Source organism: Cobetia sp. 4B (genome assembly GCF_018831605.1).
GTDB classification, from domain to species: Bacteria; Pseudomonadota; Gammaproteobacteria; order Pseudomonadales; family Halomonadaceae; genus Cobetia; species Cobetia amphilecti.
The window spans coordinates 3,570,753-3,584,960 of record NZ_CP059843.1 but is presented as its reverse complement, the minus strand read 5'-3'; the positions used below and the strand labels follow the sequence as shown (position 1 = coordinate 3,584,960).

The following is a 14,208-nucleotide window of genomic DNA, read 5'->3' as shown; positions in this document are numbered from 1 at the left end:
CGCTCCCGCACCCTGGATGCGCCGTTGCCATGCTGATGGTTGATGAGGAAATCAGATGAGTCTTTCGCGCCGCCTGTTTACCTTGATGTTGCTGGTATTGTTGGGGTTCTCCCTCGGTATCTTTTTCATCCAGGTCAACAACACCCGTGATGCATTGGCCGAACGACAACGCGTCGAACTCTCGAATCTCGCCCAGAGCCTGAGTCTCGCGCTGGTGCCACATGTAGAACTTGGCGATGCCGCCAGTGCCGAAGCCCTGATACGTGCCACGGTGGATGGTGGTCATGTGCGCGATGCCAGGCTGGAGAGCGTGGCCATCGCGACACCCATCGCTTTCAATGTCGTGCGCGAGAGTCTGGCCCCGCAGTGGTTTCGCGACCTGATCCCCATGCCGGTGGAATCGGCAAGCCGCGAGCTGCCGGGTGGTTGGGCGTCTCTGGGCACGATCAGCCTGACCGGCGAATCTGCCCAGGGCTATGACCAGCTCTGGCAGCTGGCCAAGCGTCTGGCGCTGTGGCTGTTGCTCGGCGGCCTGATCACGCTGCTGATTGCCTCATTGGTCATGCGTCGTCTGCTGCGCCCGCTGGAGCGTCTCTCGTCTCGCCTCAATGAGATGGAGACGCAGCGCTTCGATGCGCCGCTGGAAGAGACCAGCGTGGCGGAGCTCAAGGGCATCACCTCGGCGGTCAATCGTCTGGGACAGCGCCTGCAGACCCAGTTCGAGGCTCAGGCCGCGCAGTTGGCGCGTCTGCAGCGCCAGGCGGAAGAAGACTCGGTATCGGGGCTTGGCAACCGCGGCTATTTGAATCGAGCGGTCGATGAGTGGCTGAGTGAGCCAATGGGGGGCAGCTTTGCGCTGCTGCGCGTGTCGCATATCGAGGTGGTGTATCGCGAGCAGGGCTACAAGGGGCGTGACGCCCTGGTGAAAGCCATCGCGCGCAAGCTGGAAGATCGCGAACTGGCGGGTGAGGCGATCATTGCCGCGCGTCTGGCCAATAGTGATTTCGGCCTGTTGCTGCCTGAAACCGACGAGACTCGGCTTCAGGAGTTTCTCACGCTATTGGCGGAGGACATCGACAATCTGCTGGATGCCAATCCGCTGGTGGATACTCCGCCGGAGAACTGTGCTCTTGGCGCCGTTCGGCGTGAGCCGGGCATGCAGCGCACCCAGATGTATGCCGTTGCAGATGCCACGCTTCGTCAGGCCATCGAGCAAGGGTCGGGCGTGGAACTGGCCCCTGCGGGTGGGCGTGCGCGTCCGCGAGGCGAGTGGCGCGAGATCATCGAAAAGGCCCTGGATTCCCCCAAGGGACTCGACTTCGTTGCCCAGCCGGTGTTGCTCAACGATGGTGGTGAGCTCCATCGCGAGCTGTTTGCCCGTCTGCGCGATGGTGATGAACTGCATCGTGCGGGTGATTTCCTGCCCGTGATTCGCCATTTCCGCATGGGGGCGCAGTTCGATCTGCGCGCTCTGGAGTGGCTGGCGTCCTATATCGACCGGATTGAAGTGCCCAGGCTGGCGCTCAACCTGACCGAAGAAACCTTCGACGATGAAGCCCGTTATATTGGTCTGCTCAATTGGTTGGCGGCGCATCCGCGCCTGTGCAAGCGTCTGGATATCGAGGTGTCCGAAAGCATCGCCCTCAGGCATCAGGAGCGTATCAAGATGCTGTTCCGACATGCTCGTCGTCTGGGGGCGCGGGGCGGCATCGACCGCTTCGCCCGAGAGCTGAAGGAGCTCAGCTATCTGTCGGCACTGCGGCCTGATTACGTCAAGATCGACCAGGCGTTCTTCAAGCGCGAAGATGTCGACACCGAGCTGTTGCAGAGTCTGTGCATGACCGCGCATCAGGTCGAGTCGCAGGTCATCGTGACCCGCGTCGAGTCCGAGGCGGATCAGGAGCGGGCCATGTCGCTGGGCGCAGATGGCTATCAGGGCTTCGTGTCACCGGCAGTCGATGTCATGGCAAGGCTCGCCAATCCAGCAGAAGATATGCCTCGCTAAGTGACATTCAGGGTGCCTCGACATGAATCATCGCCGCTGGTGGGAGGGTCTTGCGGTCGGGGTGCTGCTGGCGTTGTCGCTCGGTGCGGGTCTGGCACAGGCGGTGGATTCCCGCCAGTTCATCCAGATCTACGGGACCGGTGGCTGGAATCGTGTGCAGCAATGGCAGCAACTGTTGCAGCGCCTGGAGGACGCGCCGGTCAGGCGCCAGTTGAGCGAAGTGAACGATTTCTTCAATCGTCTCAACTTCACCGATGACCTCAGCGTCTGGGGAGCGACCGATTACTGGGCGACGCCGCAGGAGTTTCTGGGGGCAGGGGCCGGTGATTGCGATGACTTCGCCATGGCCAAGTACCTGACTCTGCGCGAGCTTGGCGTACCGGAAGACCGCCTGCGTCTGCACTACGTCAAGGCGCTCAGCCTCAACCAGTTCCACATGGTCGTGACCTATCAGGGCGCCAATACGCGCAATCCTGATGTACTGGACAACCTGAACAGTTCCATCCTGCCGGCCAGTGAGCGCACGGACCTGCTGCCTATCTACAGTTTCAATGGCAGTGCGCTGTGGATGAGCAAACGTCTGGAAGGGGGCAAGCGCATCAGCGACAGCCGAGGCCTTTCAAGTCTGTCTGATTGGCAGAAGCGCCGCGCACAAGGGGTGCTGAGAGTGCCGCGTCACAAACGGCCATGAGCCTGGCGGCGCCAGCCCCTCGAGGAATGGCGGTTGAGCTCTGCCAAGCACTGCTAAGCACTACAGCACGACAAGACACCCCGTGACCTTCCGGTCGCGGGGTGTCTTGCCATTCAGGCGTTGCAGGCCAGAGCCCTCGCCAGGCTTCCCCATGCAGGTTGCAGGCGGGGCGCTAGCGGGGCGTATTGCCGCGCAGGTGCAGGATCTCGAGCAGATTGCCGTAGCGATGACGACTCGGCATCGTGGCCAGCCCCGAAAACAGCAGCCAGAACATGCGCCGGCCACGTGTCAGACGATGCGTATGCTGCAGCAGGCGTGACAGCAGCTGGCTGTCATCGAAGCCCTTGAAGTTGGGCGTCATGCTGACCTGTTCTCGCACCAGTACCGGCGCCATCTCCAGCCGATAGAGCTTTTCCAGTTCCTGGAAGCTAAGCCCCTGGGCTTCGACGACTTCTGCCATGTGCTGATACTCGGCTTCACGTGGGTCGCGCTCCAGCCACAGTGGAGACAGCGCCAGCCAGATGTCCTGTCGGCGCTCGAGCAGTGCGGCCACATCGGGGGCGAGGTGAGCGTTCTGATCGTTCATGAAAACATCCTGGGCAGAGCCTGTCGGACAGTGCGGCTGGCAACCAGCGGCGAATGCAGGACGGCAGTGGAATGGCAGTACGTGAAAAGGCCTACATGATACGGCAGTCGCCGCGGCCGGCTCCAGTGATATGCAGGCAGATGGCGGATCATGACGGCAGGGCGGACAGCGTCGCCGACAGCCGCTAGAATAGCGCCCATGAGCTGGCACTGAGCCTGCTTTACGGGATTCGAACGCCCTATTTCACGATACGCTTCACCACCCAAGGTCGGCCATTGCCTGCTGTCAGGGTGAAGCGAGTATCGCATCGGCGGGTACACGCCGGGCCAACAGCAAACGAGGTTCTTTACGTGATCATCAAACCCAAGGTTCGTGGCTTCATCTGCACCACCACACATCCCAAGGGCTGCGAGCAGAATGTCGCCGAGCAGATCGCCATCACCCGCAAGACAGTCGGTGACAAGCGTGACGGTGGTCCGAAGAAGGTGCTGGTGATCGGTTCTTCCAGTGGCTATGGCCTCGCGGCACGCATCACGGCAGCCTTCGGTTATGGTGCCGATACCCTGGGCGTGTTCTTCGAGAAGCCGGGCACCGAGAAGAAGGCCGGCACCGCAGGCTGGTACAACTCTGCCGCCTTCGACAAGTTCGCCAAGCAGGAAGGTCTCTACAGCCAGGCCATCAACGGCGATGCCTTCTCGCATGAGACACGCGCCAAGGCCATCGAGCTTATCAAGGCCAACATGGGCGAAGTCGACCTCGTCGTCTACTCGCTGGCCTCTCCGGTGCGCAAGCTGCCGGACAGCGGTGAAGTGAAGCGCTCCGTGCTCAAGCCGATCGGCGAGACCTACCGCGCGACTGCCATCGACACCAACAAGGACGCCATCATCGAAGCGGAGGTCGAGCCGGCCACCGAGCAGGAAATCGAAGATACCGTCACCGTGATGGGTGGTCAGGATTGGGAGCTGTGGATGCAGGCGCTGGACGACGCCGGCGTGCTGGCTGAGGGCGCCCGCTCCGTCGCCTTCAGCTACATCGGCACCGAGATCACCTGGCCGATCTACTGGCACGGTGCGCTGGGTCGCGCCAAGGAAGATCTGGACCGCGCCGCCGGCAGCATCCACGACAAGCTGTCCGCCAAGGGCGGTCGTGCCCACGTGGCTGTGCTCAAGTCCGTGGTCACCCAGGCCAGCGCCGCGATCCCGGTCATGCCGCTCTACATCTCCATGGTCTACAAGATCATGAAGGAGAAGGGCCTGCACGAAGGCACCATCGAGCAGCTCAACCGCTTCTACGCCGAGCGCTTCTACGGCGAAGGCGAGATCGCCACCGACGAGTCCGGCCGTCTGCGTCTCGACGACTGGGAGCTGAAGGACGACGTCCAGCAGGCCTGTCAGGAACTGTGGCCGCAGGTCACCAGCGACAACCTGTTCGACATCACTGATTACGCCAGCTACAAGCAGGAATTCTTGAAGCTGTTCGGCTTCACCCGTGACGACGTCGACTACGATGCCGATGTCGCCACCGATGTCGAATTCGATGTCGTTCAGATGTAAGAGCGCCTCAATATAAGCGCGCCTCGGCATAAGCGCAGAGGTCTTGGCAGCTCGCTGCCCACTGAGACCTGCCCGCTGTGCACTGCACGTTGAGCACTGATGACGCCATCCTTCGGGGTGGCGTCGTCGTGTGTGGTGGCCTCATCTCGAGCGTCGTGCCAGTGAGGGCCAGGCACAAGTGCCAGAGGCATGGCACAATATGGCGCCACCCTCACGCGACGGACCTCGACTCACACTCATGCCCGTGGATTCACTGGTTTCCCCCCAGGCCCAGCAACGCCAGATAGGCTTCGTGCTGCTGCCCGGCTTCTCGTTGTTGTCCCAGGCCTGTGCGCTGGAGCCACTGCAGGTGGCCAACCAGCTCGCGGGGCAGACACTCTATCGGGCCGTCACCTTCGCGCTTGACGGGCGTGGCGTGGCGTCCGCGGCGGGCTTGAGTCTCTCGCCGGACAGTCTGGTCGCCAGTGATTCGCGCCATCTGGACGCCCTGTTCGTGTGCGGTGCTCAGCCGGCGGGCGAGGCGAGCCTGCAGGAGGTGGCCTCGAATCCCGCGCTGCTGGCCTGGCTCAAGCGTCTGGCCGAGCGTGGTGTGATGCTGGGCGGCATCTCCACCGGCACCCGTGAGCTGGCCCGCGCCGGGTTGCTCGATGGCTATCGTGCGACGATTCACTGGCAGCGCGCCGAATCTTTCCGCCGCGACTTCCCGCAGGTCAACGTCTCCCATCAGCTTTATGAGCTGGATCGTGATCGTGTCACCTGCGGCGGTGGCACCGCGGCGATGGACATGATGATGACGCTGATCGCCCAGCAGCATGGTCGCGCGCTGGCCGAGAAGGTCTCCGAGCACTTCGTCTGCGAGCGCATCCGGCTGGCGGACGAGCCGCAGCACGTGCCGCTCAAGAACCGTTTCGCCCATGCGCCCCAGCCGCTGGTGGAGGCCGTGACGCTGATGGAGGCCAATATCGAGGAGCCGCTCTCTACCCACGAGATCGGCGAGCACCTCGGCATCTCGCGGCGTCAGCTGGAGCGGCTGTTCAAGAAGCATCTGCAGGCGGTGCCCAGCCGCTACTATCTTGACCTGCGTCTGGCGCGCTCGCGCCAGCTACTGCGCGAGAGCGATCAGCCGATCGGCGAGATCGCGCTGGCCACCGGCTTTTCCAGCGCCGCTCACTTCTCCACGGCGTTTCGCAACCATTTCGGGCGCAGCCCCCGCGACGAACGTCTCATGTTGCAGGCCTGACACCTGCCCTGGATGACAAAAGTCGCCTCCTGACATAAGTCGTCGTCCTTTCGCTGAAAGTCTTTGTCATCTCGCCTCCCTATACTCGAGTGTCATGACCCGTGGCTTGCCGATCATCGGCCGGCCACGCCAAGACCCCGCGATGAGGAAGAGACGATGACCCAGCTGACCCGTGCCGATTTCGACCATGCCATGGTGCCCAACTACGCACCCCAGGCTGCCATTCCGGTACGCGGCGAGGGTAGCCGTCTGTGGGATCAGGAAGGTCGCGAGTACATCGACTTCGCCGGTGGCATCGCCGTTACCTCGCTGGGCCACTGCCACCCGGCGCTGGTCAAGGCGCTCAAGGATCAGGCCGACAAGGTCTGGCACCTGTCCAATGTCTACACCAACGAGCCGGCACTGGCGCTGGCCAAGGCGCTGACCGAGCGCACCTTCGCCGACAAGGTCTACTTCTGCTCCTCCGGTGGTGAGGCCAACGAGGCCGCGCTCAAGCTGGCGCGTCGTTTCGCCCACGACACCCATGGCGAGAAGAAGGACAAGATCATCTCCTTCCGTCAGTCCTTCCATGGCCGCACCTTCTTCACCGTCAGCGTCGGCGGCCAGCCCAAGTATTCCCAGGGCTTCGGGCCGATTCCGGGCGGTATCCAGCACGCCGAATTCAACAATCTCGACTCCGTGCGCGAGCTGATGGGCGATGACACCTGCGCGATCATCGTCGAGCCGCTGCAGGGCGAGGGCGGTATCATCCCCGGCGAGCAGGCATTCCTCGAAGGACTGCGTGAGCTGTGTGACCAGCACGATGCGCTGCTGATCTTCGATGAAGTCCAGAGCGGTGCCGGGCGTACCGGCCACCTGTACGCCTACCAGCACTTCGGTGTGGTGCCGGACATCCTGACCACCGCCAAGGGCATCGGTGGCGGCTTCCCGCTGGGCGCCATGCTGACCACCGATCGCATCGCACCGGCCATGGCCATCGGCACTCACGGTTCCACCTACGGCGGCAACCCGCTGGCGTGTGCCGTGGGTCTGGCGGCGCTCGAGACCATCGACACCCCGGAAACCCTCGACGGTGTCGCGCACCGCCACCAGCTGCTGCGCAACGGCCTGGAAGGCATCGCCAAGCGTCACGGTGTCTTCAAGGAAGTGCGTGGCATGGGCCTGTTGATCGGTGCCCAGATGGCGCCGGACTACGCGGGGCGTGCCAAGGACATTCTCAACCTGGCGATGGAAGAAGGCCTGATGGTGCTGATCGCCGGTCCTGACGTGCTGCGTCTGGCGCCGTCGCTGGTGATCAGCGAAGAGGAGATCCAGAGCGGTCTCGACAAGCTCGACCGCGCCGTGGCGAACTTCGTCGCCGCCTCTGCATCTGCATGAGCAGCGCCATGAGCAGTGCCCCGATGCTGGTGGTGCGGCCTGCCGAAAGCCGCGATCTGCTCGCCCTCGAGCGGCTCGCGGCCACGGCCACGCCTCGCCTGACCAATCTGCCGGCACATCGCGACCGCCTCGAGGAGCGCATTCTGCGCTCCCAGCGCAGTCTGCGAACCGAGATCGACTTCCCGGGCGATGAGATCTACTGCTTCGTGCTGGAAGATCTCGACACCGGCGAAGTGGTCGGTACCGCCTCGCTGCGCGCCGAGGCTGGTGCGCGGGAGGCCTACTACACCTATCGTCAGGAGACGCTGATCCACGCCTCGCAGCAGCTCAACGTGCGCCACGAAGTGCAGACGCTGTCGCTGTCGCATGAGGTGTCGGATGCCACGCTGCTGTGCGCGCTGTCGCTGGATGCCCGCTACCGCGAGACGGATGCGGACAGCCTGCTGCGCCGCGCACGCCTGATGTTCATCGCCCAGTACCCGGAACGCTTCGCCACCGAACTGGCGGTGGCCTTCCCGGGGTATCTGGAAACGCGCGATGAGCGTCAGGTCAGTCCGTTCTGGGACAGTGTCGGTCAGCACTTCTTTGATCGTGATTTCAATGAAATCAATCAGATGGCGGGGGTGCGTTCCAAGAGCTTCATCGCCGAGGTCATGCCGCCGTTCCCGCTCTATCTGCCGCTGCTCACCCCCCAGGCGCGTGCCGCCATCGGGCGTGAGAATCCGCGCCATGAGTACGCCATGCAGGAAATGCTCGCCGAGGGCTTCTCGCGCTCGCGTCATGTCGACATCTTCGATGCCGGCCCCTTGCTGCTGGCGGAGTGCGAGCGTCTGCATACCTTCAAGCAGTGCGGTTGGCATCCGGTGCGTATCCGCCCGCAGGAAAGCCTGCCGGATGCGGTGCCGGCGATGGTGGCCAACCAGCGTCTCGGCGATTTCCGCTGCGTGCTGGCGCGCTATGCCCTGACGCCGACCGGCCAGCTGATGCTGACGCCGCAGCAGGCCGAAGTGCTGGGTGTGGAAGAGGGGCGTGCGGTGCTTGCCGTGCCGATGCCATTGCCGACGATGGATGAGGGAGAGTTGTAATGCGCATTCGTCCTATCGCTCGACACGATATCGAAGGCCTCAAGGTACTGGCGCGGGAAACCGGTGTCGGCTTCACCTCGCTGCCGGACAATCATGAGTTTCTCAGCGCCAAGATAGAGCGCACCCTGGCCGCCTTCGAGGGCCGCGAACCCAGCGATGATCGCCTGTACTTCTTCGTGCTCGAGGATGATCGCGATGGCAGCATCGCGGGCTGCTGTGCCATCGAGGCCTGCGTGGGCACCGATGCGCCGTTCTATCACTATCGTCTCGGTTCGCTGGCGCATTCCTCGGTGCAGCTCGATCTGCATCGCACCCTGGATACGCTGACGCTGTGCTCCGACCACACCGGCGATGCCGAGGTCTGCTCGCTGTTCCTGCGTGAGGGCTGGCGCAAGAACCGCAACGGCGCGCTGCTCTCCAAGGTGCGCTGGCTGTTCATGGCCCAGTTCCGCGCGGCCTTCCCCGACAAGGTGCTGGCCGAGATGCGCGGTGTCTTCACGCCCGAAGGGCGCAGCCCGTTCTGGGAGTGTCTGGGCAGCCACTTCTTCCCGATGGATTTCAATGAGGCCGACCGCCTCACCGGCATGGGCCAGAAGAGCTTCATCGGCGAGCTGATGCCCAAGTTCCCGATCTATACGCCGTTTCTCTCCGAGCCCGCGCGGGCCGCCATCGGGCAGGTGCATGAGCACACCCGACCGGCGGTGGCGATGCTCAAGAAGGAAGGGCTGCGCTGGGAAGGCTACGTCGACATCTTCGATGGCGGCCCGACGGTCGAGGCCTATATCGATGATGTGCGTGCCGTGCGTGACAGCCAGCTGGCGAGTGTCGAGGTCATCGCGTCTGATGCCCTGGCCTGCGAGCGTCCCGCTGTGATGGCTGCCACCACCGGCATGGCCGACTTCCGTGCCAGCTGGATCAGCCACGACGTCACCCGGGACGACTCCGGCGCCTGCCATGTGCGTCTGCACCGTGATGAGGCCGAACGCCTCGGCGTCACCGGCGGCGACACGCTGCGCGTGCTGGCCGGCTGAAGCGTCCGCCACGGGCATCCGCTTCTTCGCGCCATCTCGAGGCGCATACCGCCTTGCGTCCTTTTGCCATCAGCGGGGCAGATCGCCAACTGCCCCGTTACTCCTTGTTCAGCGTCGCTCGCGCGGCGCGCCCTTTCGATGAGGCATGCCATGACCACTCCGAATTCGACTCCCGCCACACTCAACGTGCGTCAACAGCTCTTCATCGACGGCGCGTGGCAAGCGGGCGAGGCCGCATCCTTCACCAAGACCGACCCCGTCTCCCACGCACGTCTGTGGCAAGGCGCCGCTGCCACTGCCGAGCAGGTCGAGCAGGCCGTCGCGGCAGCGCGTCAGGCCTTCCCGGCCTGGGCGCGCCTGGGCTTCGAGGCGCGTCTGGCGGTGGTGGAGCGCTTCCGCGATCAGCTGGAGCAGCACCGCGAAGCGCTGGCGATCAGCATCGCCAGCGAAACCGGCAAGCCGCTGTGGGAAGCGCGCACCGAGGTCGGCGCGATGATCGGCAAGATCGCGATCTCGGTGAAGGCCTATCACGAGCGTACCGGCGAGCGCGCCAAGGATGTCGCGGGCACCCAGGCAGTCCTGCGCCACCGCCCGCACGGCGTGATGGCGGTCTTCGGCCCCTACAATTTCCCGGGCCATCTGCCCAACGGCCACATGGTGCCGGCGCTGCTGGCGGGCAATGCCTGCGTGTTCAAGCCCTCCGAGCTGACCCCGGCCACCGCCGATCTCACCCTGCAGTGCTGGGAGGCCGCGGGCCTGCCGGCCGGCGTGATCAATCTGGTGCATGGCGCGGCGGAAGTCGGCCAGGCCCTGTCCCAGTCCGAGGGCATCGATGGGCTGCTGTTCACCGGCAGTGCCAAGGTCGGCAAGCTGCTGCACCGCCAGTTCGCCGGTCAGGTCGGCAAGCTGCTGGCGCTGGAACTGGGCGGCAACAACCCGCTGGTGGTGCGCGATGTGCAGGATGAAACCGCCGCGGTGCTGGCGATCATCCAGTCGGCCTTCGCCTCGGGCGGTCAGCGCTGTACCTGTGCGCGGCGCCTGATCGTGCCGCAGGGTGAGGTCGGTGATCGTCTGATCGAGACACTGGCCACGGCACTGCGCGAGCTGCGGGTGGCGGGGCAGTTCGCGCAGGACGCCCCCTTCTATGGCGGCCTGGCAAGTGTCGCCGCGGCCGAGGGGCTGCTCAAGGCGCAGGACGATCTCGAAGCGCTGGGCGGCAACGTCATCGTGCGCATGCAGCAGGTGGAAGAGGGCACCAGTCTGCTCAGCCCGGCGCTGATCGATGTCACCGGCCTTGCGCTCGAGGACGAGGAATTCTTCGGCCCGCTGCTCAAGATCCACCGCTACACCGATTGGGACGACGCCATCGCGCTGGCCAATGACACCCGCTACGGCCTCTCGGCCGGGCTGATCGGGGGCGATCGCGCTGACTGGGACGACTTCCTGCTGCGCATTCGCGCAGGCATCGTCAACTGGAACCGCCAGACCACCGGCGCCTCCGGCGACGCGCCCTTCGGTGGCATCGGTGACAGCGGCAACCATCGCCCCAGCGCCTATTACGCCGCCGACTATGTCAGCTATCCGGTCGCCTCGATGGAAGCCGAGGAGCTGGCGCTGCCCGCGAACCTGCCGGCCGGTATCCGTCTGTAAGGCCGTCCGTTCGGGCACCGTTGCCGCTTACCCATTGTTGACCACGACGCCCGCCGTGCCTGTTTGCTGAGCTGGCAAGGCGTCGTGGCAGGAGACCTTCATGTCCGACACCCTGTATCAAGAGATCAATTTCGATGGCCTGGTCGGCCCGACCCACAACTACGCCGGTCTGGCGCATGGCAACGTGGCCTCGATGCGCCACGGCGGCCTGGCCTCCAACCCGCGCGAAGCCGCGCTGCAGGGCCTCGACAAGATGAAGTCGCTGGCGGATCTGGGTTATGCACAGGGGATTCTGCTACCGCAGCAGCGCCCGGACCTTGGCGCGCTGCGCGATCTCGGCTTCACCGGCAGCAACGCCCAGGTGTTGAAGGCGGCCAGCGAGCAGGCACCGCAGCTTCTGCGCGCGGTGTGTTCCGCCTCCAGCATGTGGACGGCCAACGCCGCTACCGTCACGCCGTCGCGCGACAGCGGTGATGGCCGCGTGCATTTCACGCCGGCCAACCTGCAATCCAGCTTCCATCGTTACCTGGAGCCCGCGACCACCGGGCGCATCCTGGGCGCCATCTTCGCCGACGATGGCCACTTCGCGCATCACCCCGCGCTGCCCGCGACGCCGGCCTTCTCCGATGAGGGCGCCGCCAACCATACGCGGCTGTGCGATGGCCACGGCGGGCCGGGCGTGCATCTCTACGTCTATGGCCGTCAGGCCTTCGGCGGTGATGGTGTCGAACCGCGTCGCTATCCGGCGCGCCAGACGCTGGAAGCCAGTCAGGCCGTCGCGCGTCAGCATGGCCTGAGCGAAGAGCAGGTGGTGTTCGCCCAGCAGCACCCGGACGCCATCGATGCCGGCGTCTTCCACAACGACGTGATCGCGGTGGGCAATGGCCCGGTGCTGTTCTATCACGAGCTGGCCTTCCGCGATGAAGAGGCGGTGCTTGACGAGATTCGCGCCAAGCTGTCCACGCCGCTGATCCCGATCCGCGTGCCGCTGGAAGCCGTCAGCCTCGAGGATGCCGTCTCCTCCTATCTGTTCAACTCGCAGCTGCTCTCCAGCGACGATGGCAGCATGACGCTGGTGGTGCCGGGCGAGTGTCAGGAGAACGAGGCGGTATGGAACGCACTGCAGAATGCGATTCTGGCCGGCCCCAACCCGATCGGCGAAGTGCTGGTCAAGGACGTGAAGCAGAGCATGCGCAATGGCGGCGGCCCGGCTTGTCTGCGTCTGCGCGTGGTGCTCAGCGACGCCGAGCGCGCCGCGCTGTCCGGGCGCGTGATGATGAGCGATACGCTGCACGCGGAGCTGGGTGACTGGGTCAAGCGTCACTACCGTGACAGCCTGACACCGGCAGACCTTGCCGATCCGCAGCTGGCCGAGGAAACCCTGGCAGCACTGGATGAGCTGACGCGGCTGCTGAAGGTCGGCAATGTCTACGCCTTCCAGCGCTGATCGCCCTCGCTGAAGCCATGAACGACACAGCCCCCATCGGTCTCGCCGGTGGGGGCTGTGTCGTTGTGGATTGGTGATTCGAGATGTGTGATCTGAGATGTGAGGTCTGAGAGGCGGATGCCGTGGCGTCACTCAGGCCAGTTGTGGCTGGATCACGCGCGTGGGCTCGCGGCGCACCGGCCAATGCACGATGGCGGCCAGCAGACCGAAGATGCCGCTGGAGATCCACAGCAGGTCGTAGCTGCCGGTCAGTTGATAGACCACACCACCGCCCCAGGCCCCCAGGAAGGCACCGACCTGATGGGCGGCCAGCACCATGCCGAACACGAAGGCCTGACGCTTCTGGCCGAAGTAGAGCGCGACGGCCTGACTGGTCAGTGGCACCGTCGACAGCCACAGAATGCCCATGATCGCGCCGAAGGCGTAGAGCAGCATGCTGCTGGGCGGGATGACCACCATCGCCATCACCAGCGCGGCGCGGCACAGATAGATCAGCATCAACAGCTGCGGCGGGTGACGGCGGCCGCCCCAGGCACCGAACAGGATGGTGCCGGCGATATTGAGCGCGCCGATGATCGCCAGCGTGTTGCCGGCCACGTTCAGGGGCAGGCCGCAGGCGACCACGAAATTGGGCAGGTGGGTGGCGATGAAGGCGACGTGCACGCCGCAGACGAAGAAGCCGCCGGCGAGCGCCAGAAAGCGCCGGTCCTGCAGCAGCGGGCCCTGGCTCGGGATATCCTCCTCCGCTGGTGCCTCACTGCCGGCCGGCGGGCGACGCAGCAAGGGCAGAGCCATGGGAATCAGCAGCAGACAGCTGGCGCCGAGAGCCAGCATGGCGATCTTCCAGTCGATCAGTACCAGCATCGGGGTCGCGACCGAGTAGATCAGCTGCCCGAAGGAGCCGCCGGCCGAGGCGATGCCCAGCCCGATGCCACGATGCTGGAGGGGAACCACGCGCGTGACGGCAGCCAGCACCAGCGGGAAGGTGGTCGCGCCGATGCCGATGCCAGCCAGCACGCCGGCGCCCAGCATCCACACCGTCGGGGTCGGCCAGAGGGCGGTGACGCCCATGCCGACCGCATAGCACAGGCTACCGACGAGGAAGACGCTGAGCGTGCCGAAGCGGTCCGACAGCTTGCTGGCGATGGGCGCGGCCAGTCCGAAGACCAGATTCTGGATGGCGAGCGCGAATGACAGACTCCCCATGCCCCAGGTGAGTTCGCTGGCCATCGGTGGCAGCATGAAGCCCATGGCCTGCCGCGCGCCGGTATTGATGGCGAGAATCAGCGCTGCCAACGCGATCGCTGCCTTCCAGTTCAGTTGCATGTCTGGCCCACCCCTGTCGTTACCATTGTGCTGCGGACTCCACTGCCTGTGGGCGGAAGATCACCTTGAGACCTTGGTCTCTATATTCCACTTTATTCTCATGGATGGGCGCATCCCGAATACGTCAACGACGGTAGCAGAAGCGACAGTGCAGTCGTTGCTTGTCACGTACGGTCGTGCCGCGGTCGTGGCGCGGACGTCGTCGATCCCCCCATCT

At 64.6% G+C, this 14,208-nt stretch carries 11 protein-coding genes; 9 read left to right on the top strand and 2 right to left on the bottom strand.

Features of this window, described 5'->3' with window-relative positions; all coding sequences use genetic code 11:
* Positions 1-55: 55 nt before the first annotated feature.
* Entirely contained in the window at positions 56-2,005 is a 1,950-nt protein-coding gene (locus tag H2O77_RS14765; protein WP_215823434.1) for an EAL domain-containing protein, read from the top strand.
* A 22-nt stretch (positions 2,006-2,027) separates the two neighbouring features.
* Positions 2,028-2,696 carry a transglutaminase-like cysteine peptidase gene (locus H2O77_RS14760; protein ID WP_131432691.1) on the top strand — a complete coding sequence of 223 codons (669 nt, stop codon included), beginning with the start codon at positions 2,028-2,030 and terminating at the stop codon, positions 2,694-2,696.
* A gap of 172 nt (positions 2,697-2,868) precedes the next feature.
* Here H2O77_RS14760 and H2O77_RS14755 read toward each other — a convergent pair whose 3' ends face one another.
* Positions 2,869-3,282, bottom strand: coding sequence for a hypothetical protein (locus H2O77_RS14755; RefSeq protein WP_166020033.1), 414 nt, complete (start codon positions 3,280-3,282; stop codon positions 2,869-2,871).
* Positions 3,283-3,632: 350 nt separating this feature from the next.
* Between H2O77_RS14755 and fabV the strand changes: the two genes are divergently transcribed.
* The 7 genes from fabV to astB all read left to right on the top strand — a co-directional run bounded on the left by fabV (position 3,633) and on the right by astB (position 12,665).
* Positions 3,633-4,835 carry an enoyl-ACP reductase FabV gene (fabV, locus tag H2O77_RS14750; protein WP_215823433.1) on the top strand — a complete coding sequence of 401 codons (1,203 nt, stop codon included), beginning with the start codon at positions 3,633-3,635 and terminating at the stop codon, positions 4,833-4,835.
* 238 nt (positions 4,836-5,073) lie between these two features.
* Positions 5,074-6,075 (top strand): GlxA family transcriptional regulator, encoded by a 1,002-nt coding sequence (locus H2O77_RS14745; protein WP_172978721.1) that lies wholly within the window; start codon positions 5,074-5,076, stop codon positions 6,073-6,075.
* A gap of 156 nt (positions 6,076-6,231) precedes the next feature.
* Positions 6,232-7,452, top strand: a complete 1,221-nt coding sequence (locus tag H2O77_RS14740) for an aspartate aminotransferase family protein (RefSeq protein WP_043334420.1) — start codon at positions 6,232-6,234, stop codon at positions 7,450-7,452.
* 23 nt (positions 7,453-7,475) lie between these two features.
* The gene (locus tag H2O77_RS14735; protein WP_215824627.1) at positions 7,476-8,537 is read left to right on the top strand and encodes an arginine N-succinyltransferase; all 1,062 of its coding nucleotides are present in this window, start codon (positions 7,476-7,478) and stop codon (positions 8,535-8,537) included.
* A complete protein-coding gene (gene astA / locus H2O77_RS14730; RefSeq protein ID WP_215823432.1) occupies positions 8,537-9,568 on the top strand; it encodes an arginine N-succinyltransferase in 1,032 nt (343 codons plus the stop codon). Before H2O77_RS14735 ends, astA begins: the two co-directional genes overlap by 1 nt.
* 150 nt (positions 9,569-9,718) lie before the next feature.
* Entirely contained in the window at positions 9,719-11,218 is a 1,500-nt protein-coding gene (gene astD, locus H2O77_RS14725) for a succinylglutamate-semialdehyde dehydrogenase (protein ID WP_215823431.1), read from the top strand.
* A gap of 100 nt (positions 11,219-11,318) precedes the next feature.
* The gene (astB, locus tag H2O77_RS14720; RefSeq protein WP_215823430.1) at positions 11,319-12,665 is read left to right on the top strand and encodes an N-succinylarginine dihydrolase; all 1,347 of its coding nucleotides are present in this window, start codon (positions 11,319-11,321) and stop codon (positions 12,663-12,665) included.
* A gap of 132 nt (positions 12,666-12,797) precedes the next feature.
* On the opposite strand, the gene H2O77_RS14715 is transcribed toward astB, so the two are convergent.
* Entirely contained in the window at positions 12,798-13,991 is a 1,194-nt protein-coding gene (locus H2O77_RS14715; protein ID WP_215823429.1) for an MFS transporter, read from the bottom strand.
* Between the last annotated feature and the right edge of the window lie 217 nt (positions 13,992-14,208).